Annotated in this window: 22 protein-coding genes; 12 read left to right on the top strand and 10 right to left on the bottom strand. The window is 41.0% G+C overall.

The annotated features are described in order from the left end of the window. Positions 1-111 precede the first annotated feature (111 nt). The 3 genes from RMY27_RS04295 (at position 112) to RMY27_RS04305 (ending at position 4,170) form a co-directional block, all read left to right on the top strand. A complete protein-coding gene (locus tag RMY27_RS04295) occupies positions 112-1,149 on the top strand; it encodes an AI-2E family transporter (RefSeq protein WP_322660733.1) in 1,038 nt (345 codons plus the stop codon). A 77-nt stretch (positions 1,150-1,226) separates the two neighbouring features. Next, complete coding sequence (locus RMY27_RS04300) at positions 1,227-1,523, top strand: DUF2288 domain-containing protein (protein ID WP_289796739.1); 297 nt, start codon at positions 1,227-1,229, stop codon at positions 1,521-1,523. 196 nt (positions 1,524-1,719) lie between these two features. After that, entirely contained in the window at positions 1,720-4,170 is a 2,451-nt protein-coding gene (locus RMY27_RS04305; protein WP_322660735.1) for an endonuclease MutS2, read from the top strand. 85 nt (positions 4,171-4,255) lie between these two features. Here RMY27_RS04305 and RMY27_RS04310 read toward each other — a convergent pair whose 3' ends face one another. After that, positions 4,256-5,104: a PEP-CTERM sorting domain-containing protein gene (locus RMY27_RS04310; RefSeq protein WP_322660737.1), complete on the bottom strand. Its 849-nt coding sequence runs from the start codon at positions 5,102-5,104 to the stop codon at positions 4,256-4,258. 64 nt (positions 5,105-5,168) lie between these two features. Continuing rightward, the gene (locus tag RMY27_RS04315; RefSeq protein ID WP_322660739.1) at positions 5,169-6,110 is read right to left on the bottom strand and encodes a molybdate ABC transporter substrate-binding protein; all 942 of its coding nucleotides are present in this window, start codon (positions 6,108-6,110) and stop codon (positions 5,169-5,171) included. 740 nt (positions 6,111-6,850) lie between these two features. Between RMY27_RS04315 and RMY27_RS04320 the strand changes: the two genes are divergently transcribed. From RMY27_RS04320 to RMY27_RS04330, 3 genes are all read left to right on the top strand, one after another. After that, positions 6,851-7,456: a DUF3038 domain-containing protein gene (locus RMY27_RS04320; protein WP_322660741.1), complete on the top strand. Its 606-nt coding sequence runs from the start codon at positions 6,851-6,853 to the stop codon at positions 7,454-7,456. A 249-nt stretch (positions 7,457-7,705) separates the two neighbouring features. Further along, the gene (locus RMY27_RS04325; RefSeq protein WP_322660743.1) at positions 7,706-9,325 is read left to right on the top strand and encodes a DUF4335 domain-containing protein; all 1,620 of its coding nucleotides are present in this window, start codon (positions 7,706-7,708) and stop codon (positions 9,323-9,325) included. A 275-nt stretch (positions 9,326-9,600) separates the two neighbouring features. Next, positions 9,601-9,885: a YiaA/YiaB family inner membrane protein gene (locus RMY27_RS04330; RefSeq protein ID WP_289796743.1), complete on the top strand. Its 285-nt coding sequence runs from the start codon at positions 9,601-9,603 to the stop codon at positions 9,883-9,885. A gap of 119 nt (positions 9,886-10,004) precedes the next feature. On the opposite strand, the gene RMY27_RS04335 is transcribed toward RMY27_RS04330, so the two are convergent. Genes RMY27_RS04335 through RMY27_RS04345 form a run of 3 tightly spaced genes read right to left on the bottom strand, consistent with a single transcriptional unit; the run spans position 10,005 to position 11,101 of the window. After that, positions 10,005-10,466 (bottom strand): ferredoxin, encoded by a 462-nt coding sequence (locus RMY27_RS04335; RefSeq protein ID WP_322660745.1) that lies wholly within the window; start codon positions 10,464-10,466, stop codon positions 10,005-10,007. Further along, positions 10,466-10,852 (bottom strand): DUF1257 domain-containing protein, encoded by a 387-nt coding sequence (locus RMY27_RS04340; RefSeq protein ID WP_322660747.1) that lies wholly within the window; start codon positions 10,850-10,852, stop codon positions 10,466-10,468. Before RMY27_RS04340 ends, RMY27_RS04335 begins: the two co-directional genes overlap by 1 nt. Positions 10,853-10,891: 39 nt before the next feature. Then, complete coding sequence (locus tag RMY27_RS04345) at positions 10,892-11,101, bottom strand: DUF2997 domain-containing protein (protein ID WP_099099907.1); 210 nt, start codon at positions 11,099-11,101, stop codon at positions 10,892-10,894. A gap of 566 nt (positions 11,102-11,667) precedes the next feature. Here RMY27_RS04345 and RMY27_RS04350 point away from each other — a divergent pair. Both RMY27_RS04350 and RMY27_RS04355 read left to right on the top strand, forming a co-directional pair. Next, the gene (locus tag RMY27_RS04350; RefSeq protein WP_322660749.1) at positions 11,668-12,213 is read left to right on the top strand and encodes a protein-tyrosine phosphatase family protein; all 546 of its coding nucleotides are present in this window, start codon (positions 11,668-11,670) and stop codon (positions 12,211-12,213) included. A gap of 43 nt (positions 12,214-12,256) precedes the next feature. Beyond that, on the top strand, positions 12,257-12,946 hold the full coding sequence (locus RMY27_RS04355) for an SAM-dependent methyltransferase (RefSeq protein WP_322660751.1): 690 nt from the start codon (positions 12,257-12,259) through the stop codon (positions 12,944-12,946). Positions 12,947-13,001: 55 nt separating this feature from the next. On the opposite strand, the gene RMY27_RS04360 is transcribed toward RMY27_RS04355, so the two are convergent. Genes RMY27_RS04360 through RMY27_RS04380 form a run of 5 tightly spaced genes read right to left on the bottom strand, consistent with a single transcriptional unit; the run spans position 13,002 to position 14,826 of the window. Next, the gene (locus RMY27_RS04360; protein ID WP_322660821.1) at positions 13,002-13,172 is read right to left on the bottom strand and encodes a type II toxin-antitoxin system PemK/MazF family toxin; all 171 of its coding nucleotides are present in this window, start codon (positions 13,170-13,172) and stop codon (positions 13,002-13,004) included. Next, positions 13,118-13,399, bottom strand: coding sequence for a type II toxin-antitoxin system RelE/ParE family toxin (locus RMY27_RS04365; RefSeq protein ID WP_322660753.1), 282 nt, complete (start codon positions 13,397-13,399; stop codon positions 13,118-13,120). The genes RMY27_RS04360 and RMY27_RS04365 overlap by 55 nt, the downstream gene beginning before the upstream one ends. Further along, positions 13,396-13,650 (bottom strand): hypothetical protein, encoded by a 255-nt coding sequence (locus tag RMY27_RS04370; RefSeq protein ID WP_322660755.1) that lies wholly within the window; start codon positions 13,648-13,650, stop codon positions 13,396-13,398. The genes RMY27_RS04365 and RMY27_RS04370 overlap by 4 nt, the downstream gene beginning before the upstream one ends. Before the next feature lie 50 nt (positions 13,651-13,700). Beyond that, on the bottom strand, positions 13,701-14,291 hold the full coding sequence (locus RMY27_RS04375; RefSeq protein ID WP_322660757.1) for a restriction endonuclease: 591 nt from the start codon (positions 14,289-14,291) through the stop codon (positions 13,701-13,703). Next, on the bottom strand, positions 14,245-14,826 hold the full coding sequence (locus tag RMY27_RS04380; protein ID WP_322660759.1) for a hypothetical protein: 582 nt from the start codon (positions 14,824-14,826) through the stop codon (positions 14,245-14,247). The genes RMY27_RS04375 and RMY27_RS04380 overlap by 47 nt, the downstream gene beginning before the upstream one ends. Before the next feature lie 162 nt (positions 14,827-14,988). Between RMY27_RS04380 and RMY27_RS04385 the strand changes: the two genes are divergently transcribed. The 4 genes from RMY27_RS04385 (at position 14,989) to RMY27_RS04400 (ending at position 17,627) form a co-directional block, all read left to right on the top strand. Beyond that, the gene (locus RMY27_RS04385; RefSeq protein WP_100903255.1) at positions 14,989-15,234 is read left to right on the top strand and encodes a UPF0175 family protein; all 246 of its coding nucleotides are present in this window, start codon (positions 14,989-14,991) and stop codon (positions 15,232-15,234) included. Next, on the top strand, positions 15,231-15,719 hold the full coding sequence (locus tag RMY27_RS04390) for a DUF3368 domain-containing protein (RefSeq protein ID WP_322660761.1): 489 nt from the start codon (positions 15,231-15,233) through the stop codon (positions 15,717-15,719). The genes RMY27_RS04385 and RMY27_RS04390 overlap by 4 nt, the downstream gene beginning before the upstream one ends. Before the next feature lie 245 nt (positions 15,720-15,964). Further along, positions 15,965-16,816: an ABC transporter ATP-binding protein gene (locus RMY27_RS04395; protein ID WP_322660763.1), complete on the top strand. Its 852-nt coding sequence runs from the start codon at positions 15,965-15,967 to the stop codon at positions 16,814-16,816. Further along, entirely contained in the window at positions 16,773-17,627 is an 855-nt protein-coding gene (locus tag RMY27_RS04400) for an ABC transporter permease (protein WP_322660764.1), read from the top strand. Before RMY27_RS04395 ends, RMY27_RS04400 begins: the two co-directional genes overlap by 44 nt. Positions 17,628-17,630: the final 3 nt, after the last annotated feature.

A 17,630-nucleotide genomic window follows, 5' to 3' on the forward strand; every position in this document is an offset into this window, starting at 1 on the left:
AAATAACTCTCAATCTTACAGGGCGGCTAACTTGAGCGCGCTAAACAACTAGCGTTTTCAAGGCTTAATTACGACAAATTACGAATTATGAATTACAAATTATGAATTATTATGAGCGGCTTTGAAGCCAAGAATTTTTGGGAGCGATTAAATAATCTGGCATTAGTTAGATTTTTGCTTTTAATTGCTTCCGGCTGGGCAATTGTACAACTTTTAGCTTATTTTGAAGCGGTAATTGTAATTTTTACATTTGCGGCAATTTTAGCTTTTCTGCTCAGTTATCCTGTTCAAGGACTGCGGCGTTTTTTGCCCCACAGTATAGCTGTTGGTGTCGTTTTCTTGCTTAGTATTGTGATTATAGGCAGTCTGATAATGACTGTGAGCTTAACAGTTTTATCTCAAGGACAACAATTAATTAATAGTATCACTGCATTTTTAAATTCTTTAATACCTTTATTAGAGGGACTGGAAGGGTTTTTGCGAAACCGTAATTTACAGATAGATTTAAGTTTTATTGAAGAACAATTACGGAATCAAGCTGTATCAACTCTTGTGACTAGTTTAGCTATTTTGCAAGGGTTTATGACAAACTTTGTTACTTTTCTACTGATTGCGGTTGTGGCTTTTTTCATGCTATTGGATGGAGATAAACTGTGGAGTTTTATTTTAAAAATAGTACCGAAACAGCGCCGTAATAGATTTACAAATATCATCAAAAAGTCTTTTTTAGGATTCTTTAGAGGTCAGTTGCTATTAAGTGGATTTTTAACAATTTCGACCTTCCTAGTTTTTGTAATATTAAAAGTGCCTTTTGCTTTGATATTGTCAATAATAGTCGGAATTCTTGATATTATTCCTGGCATAGGGGCGACATTAGGAGTAAGTACAGTGACTCTATTTGTGTTGTCTCAAGGTGTTTGGTTAGCATTGAAAGTATTAATAGCTTGCATTATCCTCCAGCAGATACAAGACAACTTGATTGCGCCCAGAATTATGCAAGGTGCGCTGAATCTTAATCCTGTAGTGGTGTTTTTTGCTTTATTAGTCGGGGCGAAAGTAGCAGGATTATTAGGTGTTTTTATATCTATTCCTATCGCTGGAGTAATTGTGTCTTTATTTGAAATTGATGAAATGAAATCTGAAATTTAGTCATTGGTCATTTGTCAGGAACTCGGAACTAGTGAATAATGTAAAAATAGCCATTTACAAATAAACATTGGGAAGTAATGTCGGATTTAAGAGCGGAATTAACAGAAATTTTGGATGAGGCAGAGTGGGAATGGTTAATTCCTCATGTACAAAGAGATGCAGTAATTTTGGTGGCACTTGAGCTAGATTTGGTGGATGTTGGAGTAGCGATCGCCAGTGATAACATTCCATCAGTGGAACAGTGGATTGATAAACAATTGATTACCAAACCCACAACAGTACAAGTGGGAGAATGGAATGGCGATCGCAGTAAGCGATTTAATACTCTCATCGTTCAGCCTTACGTTCTAGCCCAAGAAATAGTTGCTGCCTAATTCGTTTCTGTGTTGTTTTCGATGACAGTTAGTGTTGGGGTATTTTCTTAGAAAAGATATTTTAATGTGCCAGTTATTACTTGGCTATTGCCACGGACTAGCTAGCTGATTGAATTAAAGCAAAATTTTCTCCTTTAAGATTTATCCATCTAGGAGCTAGAATTGTTACCATAATTTCAGATTAGATGTTGAAACCTTGATCCAATCTGAAACCTTAGAATTATTAGAATGGCATCGCCTGTGCCAGCACCTTGCCACCTTTGCCGCAACGAAGCTGGGGGCGACAGCTGCGCGTCATCTGAAAATACCTGATTCTCAGACCCAAAGCGAACTGTTGTTAGAGCAAACTAAAGAAATCTACCAACTGGAAACTCGCCTGACCACGGGACTATCATTTGAAGGAATTCAAGATATTGGCGATTCCTTAGAACGAGCAGAACGCAGTGGAGTTTTGGCAGGGGAAGAACTGTTAGCGATCGCCACCACCCTCGCTGGTGCCAGAAATTTACGCCGTGTCATCGACAATCAAGAAGATTTGCCGATACTCACTGAGTTAGTTGCCGATTTGCGGACTTATCCAGAACTAGAGCAAGAAATTCACCGCTGTATTGATGAACGGGCCCAGGTAACTGACCGCGCGAGTCAAAAACTGGGAGAAATTCGCACAGACTTGCGGCGAGTACGCAGCCAAATTACCCAAAAGCTGCAAAATATCTTACAGGCAAAATCTGGGGCAGTTCAAGAACAGCTGATTACGCAACGGGGCGATCGCTTTGTGATTCCTGTGAAAGCACCTCAAAAAGATGCCATTCCCGGTATAGTCCACGATACCTCCACCAGCGGTGCTACCCTCTATGTGGAACCGAATTCAGTAGTGCCCTTGGGCAACCAACTGCGGCAGATTATCAGGAGAGAGCAAGCAGAAGAAGAAGCGGTTCGCCGTGCTTTGACAGAACTTGTAGCCGCAGTCAAACCAGATTTAGAAAGATTATTAGCGATCGCTACTACTTTGGATTTGGCAACCGCTAGATCGCGATATAGTTTCTGGCTAGGAGCGAATCCCCCGCGATTTATCCAGCGAGAAGAGAGGGAAATGATTACCTTGCGGAACTTGCGGCATCCTCTGTTAGTGTGGCAGCAACAGCACGAACAAGGGCAACCAGTAGTTCCTGTAGATTTGCTGATCAGTCCGCAAATTCGGGTAGTGACAATTACCGGGCCCAATACTGGCGGTAAAACTGTAACCTTAAAAACTTTGGGGTTAGCAGCATTAATGGCCAAAGTGGGTTTATTCGTCCCCGCCCGCGAACCAGTAGAAATACCTTGGTTTGATAAAGTGCTGGCAGATATTGGCGATGAACAATCCTTACAGCAAAGCTTATCCACATTCTCTGGACACATCCGCCGCATTAGTCGGATTTTAGAAGCATTGGGAAATGGCGAAGCAGAGGAGCAGGAAACTAGAGTTATTTCTCCATCACTCAGCACTCAGCACTCAGCACTCAGCACTCAACACTCAGCACTCGTTTTACTTGATGAAGTCGGTGCAGGAACCGATCCAGTGGAGGGTAGTGCTTTAGCGATCGCCTTGTTGCAATATCTCGCCAACCATTCCCAGCTAACGATCGCTACCACTCACTTCGGGGAACTAAAAGCCCTGAAATACGAAGACGATCGATTTGAAAATGCCTCTGTAGAATTTGACGAAAGTACTCTGTCGCCTACTTATCGTCTGCTATGGGGCATCCCCGGACGTTCTAACGCTCTAACAATTGCCCTGCGCTTGGGATTGAAGCCAGAAGTGGTACAACAGGCGAAAACCCAAGTTGGAGAAGCCACAGATGAAGTAAACCAGGTAATTGCAGGGTTAGAAGCGCAACGTCGCCGCCAAGAAACCAAAGCTGCGGAAGCCCAAGTTTTGTTGCAGCAAGCGGAACGTTTATATAAAGAAGTATCTGCAAAAGCCGCAAGTTTGGAGGAAAGGGAAAGCAGTTTGCGGGCTTCACAGGAAGTAGCAGTGCAACAAGCGATCGCTCAAGCAAAAGGTGAAATTGCCCAAGTTATCCGCCGTTTGCAGAAAGGTACGCCTACAGCCCAAGAAGCCCAGCAAGCCACCAATGCTTTGAATCAAATTGGCCAGCAATATCAGCCAGTAACACCAGCAAAGCCAAAAGTTGGGTTTATGCCCAAAGTAGGCGATCGTATCCGCGTTCCCAAATTGGGACAGATAGCAGAAGTGATCGCCGCCCCCGATCAAGATGGCGAATTAAGCGTTCGCTTTGGGCTAATGAAAATGACTGTAAAGTTGGAAGACGTAGAATCTCTAGATGGTCAAAAAGCCGAACCAATTGTCAAACCCAAACCAGCCCCAGCAGCAGTAACCCCGCCACCGCAAAATGTTCCAGAAATTCGGACTTCCCAAAATACCATCGATTTGCGTGGTAAACGGGTGGCTGATGCCGAATACATTTTAGATAAAGCCATCTCGGAAGCTACAGGCCCAATCTGGATTATTCACGGGTACGGTACTGGTAAGCTGCGACAAGGAGTTCACGCCTTTTTGCAACAGCATTCCAGAGTGAACAACTACGAACCAGCAGAACAAGCAGATGGCGGCAGTGGTGTTACCGTTGTTCATATAAAATAAAGTTCACTTGCAATTGGTAATTCTCACGGTATTTAGAGAAAATACCAACCAACGTTTACTATTTGCAAATCTCTTTCTTAAAAAGTTAGTACGACTGGCCACTTCTTGTGCATTTCCCATTTGTACTCTTAGTAGTAAAATCGGATATCAGCAAGCAAATGACACTAATAGCTACTAGCAGTCCAAATATTGAATCCGATTCTGGAACTTTGGTGATTACTAACGATAAATTATCGGCATAGCTATCATTCACGCGCCCACGAACATAGTTCATATCCAGAGCAACATTAATTTGTCTTGCAGCAACGGGAACAAAACCCTTTGTAGATTGGAATAATAAACCTGTAGTGTTATTTCTCTCCTCTGGGGTGGTTGAAGTAATGAATGCTGTGTCTAGAGATTGACCATCTTGATTGAGGAAATTAAGACTAAACTTTACATTATCTAAATCAGTGCCGTAGCCACCTAACCAGGCGCTCAAATCGTATGTTCCTTGCCCAGCATCAATTATAGAGGCAAGGTTAGCTATATCAATTAGTTGAGAAGCACTTGAGGAACTTCTATTAGCACCACCAAAAAATAGATTTTTACCACGTACATTTGGTCCTGAACTATTAACATTAGGAAGTCCACTAACAGCGACTATATTACCCAAGGGGTTAGTAAATTCAAAACCTGTTGCTCCATATTGTAGTACACTAAAACTATCAGTTGGAATCCAACCAGGGATGAAGGGAATATCAGTTCCAACAGCATTACCAATGGGATCTCCTTCTCCTTGTTCTGCATCTCCATTAACAATAATATTTTGGCCAAGCGTAGCTGCATGGGTAAGGCTAGTAAGCAAAATGCTCGATGAAATTACTGCTATCAAAGCTATACCTGCTTTTGCTATTTGTTGAGAGTAAAAAGTAAATGTATTGAGCTTATTCATATTTGACTTTGTTGTTCAAGGTGCTATCAGGTTGACTTAGGACAAGACGAAGTTAGTAAGTTTTCTACCTATCTTGAGCTATTTTTATTAATTGCTTTTTGATCAATTTTTTATTCAAGATAAAAGCTACCCCTACCGCCAGCAAAATTCCACCCGCACCTTGATGTTCGGGAACAGAAGTAGAAGGTGCACTAAATCCATACTTAGCCAAAATTTCTTGCCCTTTTTGTGACAGGATATATTCGACTAACTTTTCACCATCAGGATCAGCATTCTTCAGTGTAGTTAGTCCATAATTAGCTTTCGTTGCTAAATAGCCGGGTAACTCTACTATTTGCAGATTTTCACCACCTTCTGTTGCTTGGGCAGTCTTGCCACTGGTGTAATAAGCTAAAAATATATCTGCCTGTTTTGTTTCTTCTAAAAAGTAGACTAAATTATTTTTGCCATTAGGAACTATAGGAGCATTAGGATTACCACCTACTAACTGTAAAGCTTTATTTTTAAGAATCTGGGAACTACCAGGTGTAACCCGATCGGATTTGTCAAATATCTCCCATGCATAGTTACCAGATGGATCTGCTACAGGGGTTGAAGTTCCCAATTTGATTTCAGGTTTTAGCAAAAAGTCCAACAAATTATCTGATGTGACACCGAGTCCCGATCTGAGAACAGCAGTCATGCGATTGCTAGTGAAGTTCACTACAGGTTCACTCAAACCTTCTTCAAACAATGTTTGAGGGTTATCAATATCTGCACTGGCAAAAACATCTGCGGATTTTCCAGTTTCAGAGAATTCTTGTTCTATAAATTCTCGTGTTAAACCAGAGGGGCCAAATCGCGTTTCTACTGCAATCCCATATTTTTCGTTAAAAGATTCAGCTACTTCTGTGAGACTATCGCGCAAACTTCCAGCACCGTATAGCTTAACTGCAAATGCCTGAGTTGGCAAAGTCACACCGACAGCACAAGCTATCAGTGAAAAGGCAAAAAAATGCTTTTTCATAGTTGTTATATTATTGCGTTGTTATTTCTACTAAGTGAATTATCTGTAACCCATACTGAAGCATGGGTTTTGGTAAATATCTAAACTATTACCTCTGCCCATTAACTTTATAAATGAGTTCTGATATGTGCGTGGTTTGTGGTTAGAGCAATAGTACCAACTAAGTTGGAATAAATCAATCACCCAACATCTTCAAACGCTGACTTTATCAAATTTTTAAGTTTATCATCAGTTTTATTCATGGAGGCGTCAATTGTCCTGATGTTGCCCAGCCTATACTGAAATAACAGGCTGCACACAAGTAAAACTCACTTAGGGTAATATCCAGCAGCAAAAAGTGCCTTTAGCAAACAGGAAAAATATTTGTAGAATAATTATGTATATATTAAGACCAAGTAATAAATATCAAGAAATTTCAAAATTTAAAACCGCAAGCAAATTAGGAGGTATTCTACATACTTACTTAGCGATCGTTAGCAATTAGCATTTAAAACAATAGTTTATTGATACTCTGATACGGAGCTAACAGTGAAAGTTAGATAAATCTTAATTAGAATTGATAATTTTTTACTTTGTCGAAAATAAATTTTCATCTAGAGTAAGACAAAGATACCTACTGTTTACCACATAAAAAAGCTAGCTGAAGCCTCTGGCTTATAGCTATGGGAAACCAAGCTTGATTCTTAAGAGTCTGGTTTCAAAATGGGTAACAGCAACATCCCCTATCAGCTCGATCACCTATGCTAAAAGTTATGCACTCGGCCGCCAACTCAGCCACTCCAAATTCCCAGTGGGAGGACTTAATCAAGCTTCCAGCCCCTAACACAGTTCAATGGGACAATATCAAAACCCAATTAGACTTGGTGCTGTTGGCGCTAGAAACCTTAACTGGGATTGGTTCAGAGGCAATGCTTTCGGCGGCAACCGATCTGAATTTAGAGTCAAGAGTGCCAGACCGCGTAGCTTTATGGCGATTGCGCCAATCAAATCCTCTACGCAAAGGTCAAGGAGGGCGAAAAAAGCTAGATGTCGAAGAAGCGCGATCGCTTGTTTTGATCGTCTGCTACCTAGCCAAACAGCACCAGGAATTGATTCGCCGTGCTGTCGGTCTGTTAGAACAAATGGCAGAAAATAACCGGGAACCTCACCAGGCTGCTTTACTTGGAGACTATATTGATGCTTTTTGCAACACCTACCAAGAGCGGATGGAAGAGGACGAGCAAATCTCAACGGATTTACTAACCAACCTGGCCCTAAAACTGCTTGTAGATTTACTTTTTTACAGCGCTCCTGGTGGGCATCGCCGTCTCTGGCTAGCACTTATAGACCGTTCAACAAAATTTTAAATTTTAGATTTGAAATTCCTCAATCAAAATTCGTTATCAAAAGTTTGCTAGGTAAGGATTCCTTTTTGATGGTCATTAGTTCTTGAGCGATGCACTATCAACAATGCTTCCTCCTTGCACGCCAGTTTGCATAACAGAAGGAACCTGACAAATTTCTGAGTGGAAGAATCCACCGTTCCAACTTTTCTTTGCAAGCAACTGGCTCAATTTTTGCAAAATCCCAATATAGTCTTCTTCGTAGTTCCTGTCATGCCTCTATCAAATTCAGTTATTCGTTGCTACACACCACCGACTTGCACGCTAGAAGTATTCGCGCAAAGCTCACCTCTGTCCCGTTGGATGGGGAAAACTGTCCTCAAACATCTGAGTTTTGAGCTACGTTTTGACGATCCCCGACTACCAGAAGAACACAGAGTTCCAATTCGGGGCGATCGCGAACAACTTGAAGCTTTATGTGATGCTGTCACCAACTATGTACAGCAATTTCTCCAACAGTCTCCAGAAAGCTTTTGGGTTAGTTTCTCCAGTACCCAAGAGTCAAGCACAGCACTAGATGAGCCGGAATTAAAGTCTTCAACAAAAACATTAAATGCCTTTAGTACCCAGATTCCAGGGGCAAATATCTACTTAGAACCAAGCAGCTATTTAACTCACAACTTATTTCTTGGTTCTCTGGCCAACTATTCATCTGGCCCCGTAATTCAACTCAGTTTGCTGCAACTATTCGATTTGGCAAGTGCTTTAGATGAATACTCAACTGATGTCATGGCACTTCCAACTTTCAACAGCACGAGTTCGACTCTGAGGTTTCCTACTTGGGCACCTATTGCCGCGGTATTAGTATTAGGTGTAGGTTTTTTACCAGTTACTTGGCAATATGCCAACAACATTCGAGAAAAGCAACAGCAGACAGCCAAAACAGCGGATTCAACAGCGGTAAAAACTGCTCTAGAACCTTCATCCCCACTAAACTTTCCCACCCCTGAACCTGGACTAACCCCTCCATCAAATAATTTGCTAGGTTCCACCCCTCCACTTTCCACATCCACTTTACCTCAAGCACCTCTAACAGTTCCTGGTTCTAGTTTCTCTCCACCACTACCAAATGCATTGACAATACCTCAAGGGACGACTGCAACCGTTCCTAGTAATCGAGCGATGCCTCCGGCGAGCTTTCCTAACGCACCATCGAGCAAAATCCCAGGCCAGGAAATTGCCATATTACCAAATCTGGGACAGAATCCAACCGGGTCAAGTTCCCAACCTGGTGCTATCCCTCAACTGCGGAATTTGCCACCCAGACTATCTTCTAACGCAAATAGCTTACCAACTAATATCTCACCAGTCCTGCCTCCATCTCTTGACACCATACCCAATAAGAATCGTGTCAATACCCCAACCCAACCCTCCCCACTAACCTCACAACAGTTAGACGAAAGAATCAGTTCCTTACAGCAATCTTCTGCTGGAGAGAAACCTACTTCACAACTTCCCTCCTCTAGAACTGCTGCTAATAATCCATTTATCGATCAATTAGGGGACGCAAGTAAAAACCCCACATCCAGAGAAGTAGCTACTGGCACATTATTTGACACACCTCAAGTAGCAGAAGCTAGACAATACCTAACAAAGCGTTGGCAACCACCTACTGGACTGGGACAAACATTAGAGTACAGTTTGATAGTTGGTGTTGACGGCACAATTGAACGAATTTTCCCCCTTAATAAGGCAGCAAGAGAATTCGTTGATAACGCTGGGATGCCTGAAGTTGGCAAACCTTTTGTTTCCGCTAATAAAAATGGACAAAATGTCAGAATTCGAGTTGTTCTCAGTCCTGATGGCAAGGTACAGACTTTTCCAGATGAATAACTAAACTCATCTTTTTAATGCCACTTATAAAACTGGTACAAATCTTGTGCCAGTTTCTACTGACTACATTCCTCTTGAGCTTATCTGTTGAAGTCCAGTTACGAAACTGGTCTTACTATTAATTACCAGTAAACCTACCAAGAAATATAATTACTGTTAACACCAATTCTCCAAAAATAAACTATAGATACAAATCTGGAACCCAGATTAAATCTTACGCTTCTTAATTACAAATTAAGAATTGGTATTAATAACTCATATTAAAGGTAGAAAATATGCAAACAATTGGTACCCAAAAAGATAGTGCAGCTTGGGTTATTCAAACTTGGGCAGCTTTTGTGATTTCTATTTCTATGACCAGCTTCGGTATTGTAAACTTACCTGTAAATGGCTGGGTGAAAGGCTTTATGGGTATGGGTATGGCTTTCTCTGTTGGCTCAACTTTTACTTTGGCAAAAACTACTAGAGACTTGCACGAAACCAGAAGATTAACCGCTAGGTTAGACGAGGCAAAAGTAGAAAAATTGCTTTCACAACACGATCCTCTAAATTTCAAATGAAGGGAGTTAGCCCTTACAGGGAATTCAAAATTATCCTTGCATCAGAAATTAAATACATAACGAAAAACAAAAGGACTGGATATACCAGTCCTTTATTATATTGATTTAACGTTTTTATCTTAATAACGGGATTTTTTGGTTTTTAACTTTTGCTTTTTACGCCGACGTTCGCTAGCAACAACTGCCTGTTCTACAGGATAACCCACTAAAGGAATTACCTGATATTTGCGCTCGTCTTCTAATTTTCTCAGTTCAGTGTAATCAACCCAGTGAATACAATCAACCGGACAAGTATCAATTGCTTCTTGAATAATTTCCTCAGCGTCCCCATCTTGCCGAACCACGCGCGAGCGCCCGTAATCTGGTTCAATGTAAAATGTGTTACGCGCAACATGAGCGCAATGCTTACAACCAATACAGGTGATTTCGTCAACATAAACACCATTTTGGCGTAGCATACCACCCAATTCCGGTTCTAAACCAGAACGTTCTGGGGCATCCCGTAAAAAACCCCCTAGTTCTGGTTCCAAACCGGAACGGTTATCTTCTTGTTCTTCCGGCGACGGCAGAAAATCAGCCATTACGCACTCCAGCGCTGTACTACCAGGCGAATTGAACCATCTTCATTTTTTTGTTGTTCAGAAACTTGAAAACCAACACGAGCAGTTTCTTTCAGAACTGTTTGATAAGCATAGCGCTGTGTTACTTGGCGCAAAAATCCATCTACAGACAAATCTTGTTGCCAATATTGCAAGTCAGCCACCAATTCATATTCCTTGCCATTCCATCTAAAGCCGATGTCATAGCCATTTTCCTGCTCAATACTAACTTCCGCAGGATGGGTTTGACCGCGATAGCCACGAACTTCTCGTGGGCCGGGTTTCCAGTCTACGCCCAATTCAGTCAAAGCATCTTTCAAAGAATCAAGGTTACGGATTTGAGTCTTAATTTGGCTAAAGTGTGACATGGTGGTTGTGAATTAATAACACTAAACTACTGTGAAAACTTACCAATCGCTGTAAGTGGTGTGTGTATTCGCCAGATTAGATTGCTGCACCTTGGCGGCGAAATATTCTGAGGTTGGCTCATGATTAAGTACTTGCCCTAGCTGTGCCTCTATTGCTGCTGTAACTTCAGCGCAAGAATTACCCACAATGCCAGTGACTTTCTCTTGTACCCGACCGTCTGGATAGATTATGAACTCTAATGTCTCCATTCTTTTGGTCAACCAGGATAAGTACGCTTAAATTGTACTGCCTTAGCAGAAGGCTACAAATATAGCCGTAGGAACATTTTTAGATACTAACTCGCCATTTGTTAATTAATGTTCCATCTTTCAACATATATATCTCAGAATCTTTACAAAACTTATTAGTATTATAAGCACACACATCAGTATTTAGTTAGTTTCTCTTAACCTCATTGATTAGTCAAGGTAACTACTGGAGCTGGCCAAGTAAGCTGCAAAAGTCCTAAAAATAAGCATTAGAGGTAGTATAGTCAGCAAGATAATTCACAAAAATATAAAATTTATTGAAAAACTTTATTCTTACCATTCAACCTACCTTATTCTTTTCCAGATAGGTTGGATGCAGTACAGTATCAGTCTAAAGCAAGATAATGGGGTATACGTAGGTATTGTATTAAGTCTTTGATATAGTTACTGTAGCTGGCATCGGCTGTAGAGATATTTTTAAACTGCGATCGCTGAAAGCGTTGGCGCAACCATCGCTATTTTCTGCCATTGGTGAGATTTATCAACCTCGACTCTAGATAGTTAATATGTATAAATTTGCCCCAGCTTGGGAGAAGGAGCAAATAGTCTTTGGTGCTGCGCGACCTGGATACACCGACAAGAATGTTCAGGATTGGATAGAGTTCATGAAGCGTCAAGATATCAAGCGTGTTTGCTGTCTTCTTGATGAACAACAGCTAGGTTCTTACTCTAATCTTCTAAACATATACAAACAGGAATTTGGGAATCAGCTAATTTGTTGGGCACCAATTGCAGATTTCCATTTATCTGATTTAGAAACCCTCACACAGAAAATACTTCCTTTCTTAATAGAAGCTGATAAACAAAAAGAGAAAGTTGTTGTACACTGTTCTGGTGGAATTGGACGTACTGGACATGTGTTAGCGGCATGGCTAGTTAGTGTCCGAGGATTATCAAATCAAGCTGCAATAAATGCTGTCAAAAAAACAGGTAGAAATCCTTATGAAGCTGCGATCGCTGCTTTATTTATAGGTAGAAATCCTTTGACAGTTATAAAAGAACTTAACGCGCTTCTGAATGATTGCCGTCTCTCAGTGAATAAAACATTTTGATGCTATCATCCTGTTTAATCAGTATATTGACGAGGTAACTTCTATGGCAATGGTTCTTGATAAAGTAGTTCCTTTTGGAAGGTCAATGGATGAATATATAAAAATATTCAACTTAACAAATGCAGATTTAAATAAAAAAATTATTGGAATTGGGGATGGCCCGGCAAGCTTTAATGCAGAAATGACACGTCAGGGTAAAAGTGTAGTTTCTATTGATCCACTCTACCAATTTTCTGGCGATGAGATATTGCAAAGATTCAATGAAGTGGTAGATAACATTATTAACCAAGTTAAGGCTACATCGAATGATTGGGTATGGAGCTATCACAAATCTCCAGATGATTTGCGACACAATCGAGTCAAAGTTATTCGAGAATTTTTGTCTGATTATGAAACTGGCAAAAAGAGTAATAGATATGCAGTCGGTGAATTGCCAAAATTGGCTTATGATAATCAAGAGTTTGATCTAGCCCTTTGTTCGCATTTATTATTTTTATATTCAGATCATCTCGATTACGATTTTCACTTAAATTCAGTAGGTGAGATGTTGCGTATTGCTAAAGAAGTTCGAATATTTCCCCTGATAACTTTAATGTGGAAACACTCACAACATTTAGATGAAATAGTAAAATATTACACTTCAATGGGTTATAAAATAGATATTGGAAAGGTTGAATACGAATTCCAGCCTGGTGGAAATAAAATGTTGAAGATAAGCAAAGATGTTATATAACTCCTAGCCATAAAGAATTGGTATAACTATCCGGTTTATAGAATTATTAGGCATATTATTCAGCAAACATTTCAGCCAAGGTATCTAAAACTGCTTTTTGTTCATCAGAGTCAATCTGACCTAGCTTTTTGACTAATCGAGTTTTGTCAACTGTACGAATTTGATCTAGAACTATTTGCCCATCCTTACCCCTTGTCCTGCGAAAATCGTGAAAATTATTCGGTATGAGTTGCGTCCTCGACCGTAAAGTATCTGGCGAATTTCTTGGCTAAAATAATCATTTTCTCTCCCTAGAGAAGATCGGCTTGGCATTTGCGATAAAGACTCAATGACTTGTAGTAATCCTGCATACCACTGACTTGCCCTTTCAGGAGAAGTAACTTGAGATAACTGCAAAAATGCGCTGTCTGCTTCTGCTTCAGCTACACTAGAGATTTCAATGCGGTATTTCATGAATCGGCTGGCAGATTATACTTGCGACGTTGCTCGTCAGCAAAATCATCAAATGAACGGAATCTACCCGCTTCAAAGTCTTCTAATCCTTGCTGAATACCCTTAATAGCTGCTTCTGAGTCTTGCACCTCCCACTCTAGGACAGCCTCTAGCAATTGGGCTGCAACGAAACTAACATCTTGTCCCTGCTGTGTAGCTTTCTCGCGGAGTCGTGCTTCTAATTCTGGGCTTAGGGAAACAACGATCACCATAATCAGATATTTTGCAGAAGGTTTATAGATATGATTTTATTTCAGATTTATTATTTATAATCCTTAAGCCATTTTTTTAGTGTTTCATAATCTCGCAGACTGAGTTCATATTTCAATGGGGATGCAAAATCTAAAGCATCTTTTGTAAATGATGATGTTGTCACCAAAATCCCCATTGTCGCACGTTCTCTTTGCTTGACACCGTAAAGGGATCTAACTAACTCTACTCTAACCTTATTCGAGGATTGATAGCGTTTACATTCGATCAAATAGAGCATATTGCCAAGGGAACTTTTATGAACTGCTTGTATATCTCTACCACCATCTCTCGTTTTTGGAGTCAGGGTGATATCAAAACCCTTATTTTGTAAAATATGAGCAACTAACTCCTCAAATTTTCTAGGGTCGAGTTCATATAACATTTCAGGATATTTCGCTAAATCTCTAACCAGTTCTTCATTAATGTTAAGTATCGCTATACGAGTCTCTGGAATTAATACTGTTGAATCTACTTCGTAAATGTCATCAAATAATTCCCTAATGGGAGAGTATTTTGTATATCCTTGTGCTTTATGGCGATTTGTATATTTAACGCTATTTGTCTTTACCGCCGCCGAAAAGTTTATATATCCCGTATCCAATAGCTGCCGCAGCAGCAACAGGTGCAGCAGCAACTATTGCAGTACCAGCGATCGCACCTCCCCCAACAACACCACCGATACCTGCAAGGGTACTCATAATTGCAGCACCAGAAGCACCAGCAGCTACAGTTACAGCACCAGCACCAGCTACACCAGCAGCAGCCCCAATATTTGTAGCTGTTCTTGCAGCTGCACGAGCTTCACGTTCTTCCGCAGACAAATCCGGTTGGTCTTTGAACAAAGTTTCATTCATTATTTTTGCTCCAGCATAAGCTGGCCCTGCTGCCAATACAGCAGGAGCGGCGGCCATACCACCACCAACCACACCACCTGCCGCAGCTAGACCAGAAGTGATTCCTGCTCCTGAAGTTGCTGCAACAGATAACCCTGTAGCAGCACTGACAGCAGCGCCTGCGGCCGCACCAGTCTCTACAACGGCTTTTACCGTCTTTAGGTCTTTAACGCCTAAAGTTTTTTCTACAGCAGTTTCTACACCTTTTTCAACGGCTTTATTGGTAATATCTTCAAAATTCATAAATCAATTTCTCATAATCTGGTACACGATACTCTACTACTAGAGCATAATTGTTACTAACCATGTAACAGTATTAATACTAGTGGCATTTTGCTGTATACCAAATCAGCAACAAAGAGTTTGAAGCTGCTTAGAATAGTAGTGATAGAAAGGATTATAATTATGAGCGTCGTCATTCCTAACGAAATATTAACCGCAACTCGGATGACTGAAGGCGAAATGAAGCAGGAAATTGCGGTGATGCTCTTTCAAAAAGAAAAGTTAACCCTTGCTCAAGCCAGCCGATTTGCAGGCATGAATCGTATAGCATTTCAGCATCTACTTGCAAGTCGTCAAATTTCAGTGCATTATGGAGTCGAAGATTTTGACCAAGATATAGAAAACTTACGGGCGATGGGGAGACTGTGATCATTGTCAGTGATACTTCACCCATTAATAACCTCGCCGCCATTAACCATCTTCATTTACTACAACAGCTTTATGGAACAGTCCTAATTCCTGAAGCTGTCTACCGAGAACTGACTGATCCCAACTTTCCAGTTGCAGGTGCAATTGAAGTCCAAACTTTTATCTGGATTCAAACTCGTCCAGTTCAAGATCGTATACTGGTTGAAGCATTCAGCAATGAACTGGATATTGGTGAAGCTGAAGCGATCGCTCTAGCACTGGAAATGAAAGCAGATCAAGTTTTGATTGATGAACGTCGTGGTCGCATGGTTGCAGCTAGGCTAAATCTTGGTTATACAGGAATTTTAGGGATCTTGGTTGAAGCTAAAAGTCAAAGGCTGATTTCTGCTGTGAAACCTTTGTTAGATGCTCTGATTAACCAAGCAGGATTCTGGGTGGCGGAACCTTTATACAAGAGGGTTTTGCAGCTTGTTGATGAAAATTAAATGCGGCATAGACTTTTTAACTGAGCAGCAGTAGGTATTCTGAAAATTTCTCACCTATTAGCCATCCTAGCAAGTGTTTGCGGTGAATTTTTCAGTAATATTTCGCCCATCAATAACCTCGCCGCCACTCTACTGAGTTTCCCTTTACTCTGATTCAAATTTATGCCAGAAGTCTATTGACTTCTGGTAAATCTATTGAGAAGCTAATAGTTAGATTTACTAATTAATAGAAGTGCATCAAACTTGTGACAATACTGACGACAAAAATAAATCGATCGCAACCTGCTAGCGAACCAAAACCGTTGATTCTGGAAACTCAGCGACTCACACGCCGTTTTGGGAAGTTCACGGCAGTTAATAACCTGAGCATATCTGTGGAACAAGGCGAAGTATTTGGATTGCTTGGCCCCAATGGCGCAGGGAAAAGTACAGTTCTTAAGATGTTGACAACTTTACTGCCTATCAGTGCAGGGAAAGCAACCTTAGCTGGCTATGACGTGGCTCGTCAATCTAATCCGGTGAGACGGGCTATCGGCTATGTTCCCCAGGCGCTCTCTGCTGATGGTAGCCTTACGGGTTACGAAAATCTCTTAATCTTCGCCAAGCTGTATGGAATACCTGCCAAAGGACGCGATCGCTGCATCTATGAAATTCTAGAATACATGGGTTTGCAAGATGCGGCGAAACGTTTGGTACGAAACTACTCTGGTGGGATGATCCGCAAGCTGGAAATCGGCATATCAGTTCTACATCAACCCCAAATTCTGTTTCTTGATGAGCCGACTGTCGGACTAGATCCCATCGCTCGAACTCAAGTATGGCAACTTGTACTACAACTCTGTGCTGATTACGGCACAACTATATTTTTAACAACCCACTTTTTAGAAGAAGCGGATAGCTTATGTAACCGAGTGGCGATTATGCAGCAAGGTGAAGTCGTTACCACAGGTACACCAACCAATTTAAAAGCTTCTTTAGATAACCCAAATGCAACTTTGGATGATGTCTTTATTCACTATACAGGCGACCAGTTAACATCAGGAGTCAACTACCGTGACACAGCGAGAACCAGACGTGCTGCTCAACGGTTGGGTTAAAGCACCACCCACCGTCCGAGTAAATTTGATCTCTGCAATTAAAGAGCTAGTTACAAAAACCCTGGCGATCGCAGAATTGGAAATCCGTAAACTCCGCCACGATCCCACTGATTTAATAGTTCGGGCTGTACAACCAGCTTTATGGCTGCTAATCTTTGGGCAAGTTTTCGCCCGGACTCGCGCGATTCCAACAGGCAACTTACCCTATTTAGACTTCATTTCTGCTGGCATCTTGGCTCAGAGTATTTTGTTTGTGGCAATTTTTAGTGGTGGAATGACGCTAATCTGGGAGCGAGATTTAGGGATTGTACATAAATTTTTAGCTAGTCCAACACCCCGTGTAGCGATGGTGTTAGGCAAAGGTTTAGCATGTGGGGTAAGGTGCTTATCTCAGGTAATATTCATTTACGGATTGTCATTTTTATTAGGTGTCAAACTAAATCTTCATCCCCTAGCTATTCTCCAAGTACTGCTGCTAGTCATAATGGGGGCGGGAACATTTTGTATTTTTTCATTAATTATTGGCTGTTTGGTGAAAAGCCGAGAAAGGATGACGGGTATTGGACAATTGTTAACTATGCCGTTATTTTTTGCTAGCAATGCCATCTATCCGATCTCGTTGATGCCCAGTTGGTTAAAATTCATTTCCCATTTAAATCCGTTGACTTATCTGGTTGACGGGTTACGTAGCACCATGCTGTTAAACGGCACTAGCATCTATGGCTTTGGTCTGGATTGTACAATTCTCTTATTAACATTAATCATTTTGGCCATCCTTGGTGGAAAACTTTATCCACGGGTAGCCATGTAACTA

The organism is Nostoc sp. DedQUE09 (genome assembly GCF_034530915.1).
Taxonomy (GTDB): Bacteria; Cyanobacteriota; Cyanobacteriia; order Cyanobacteriales; family Nostocaceae; genus Nostoc.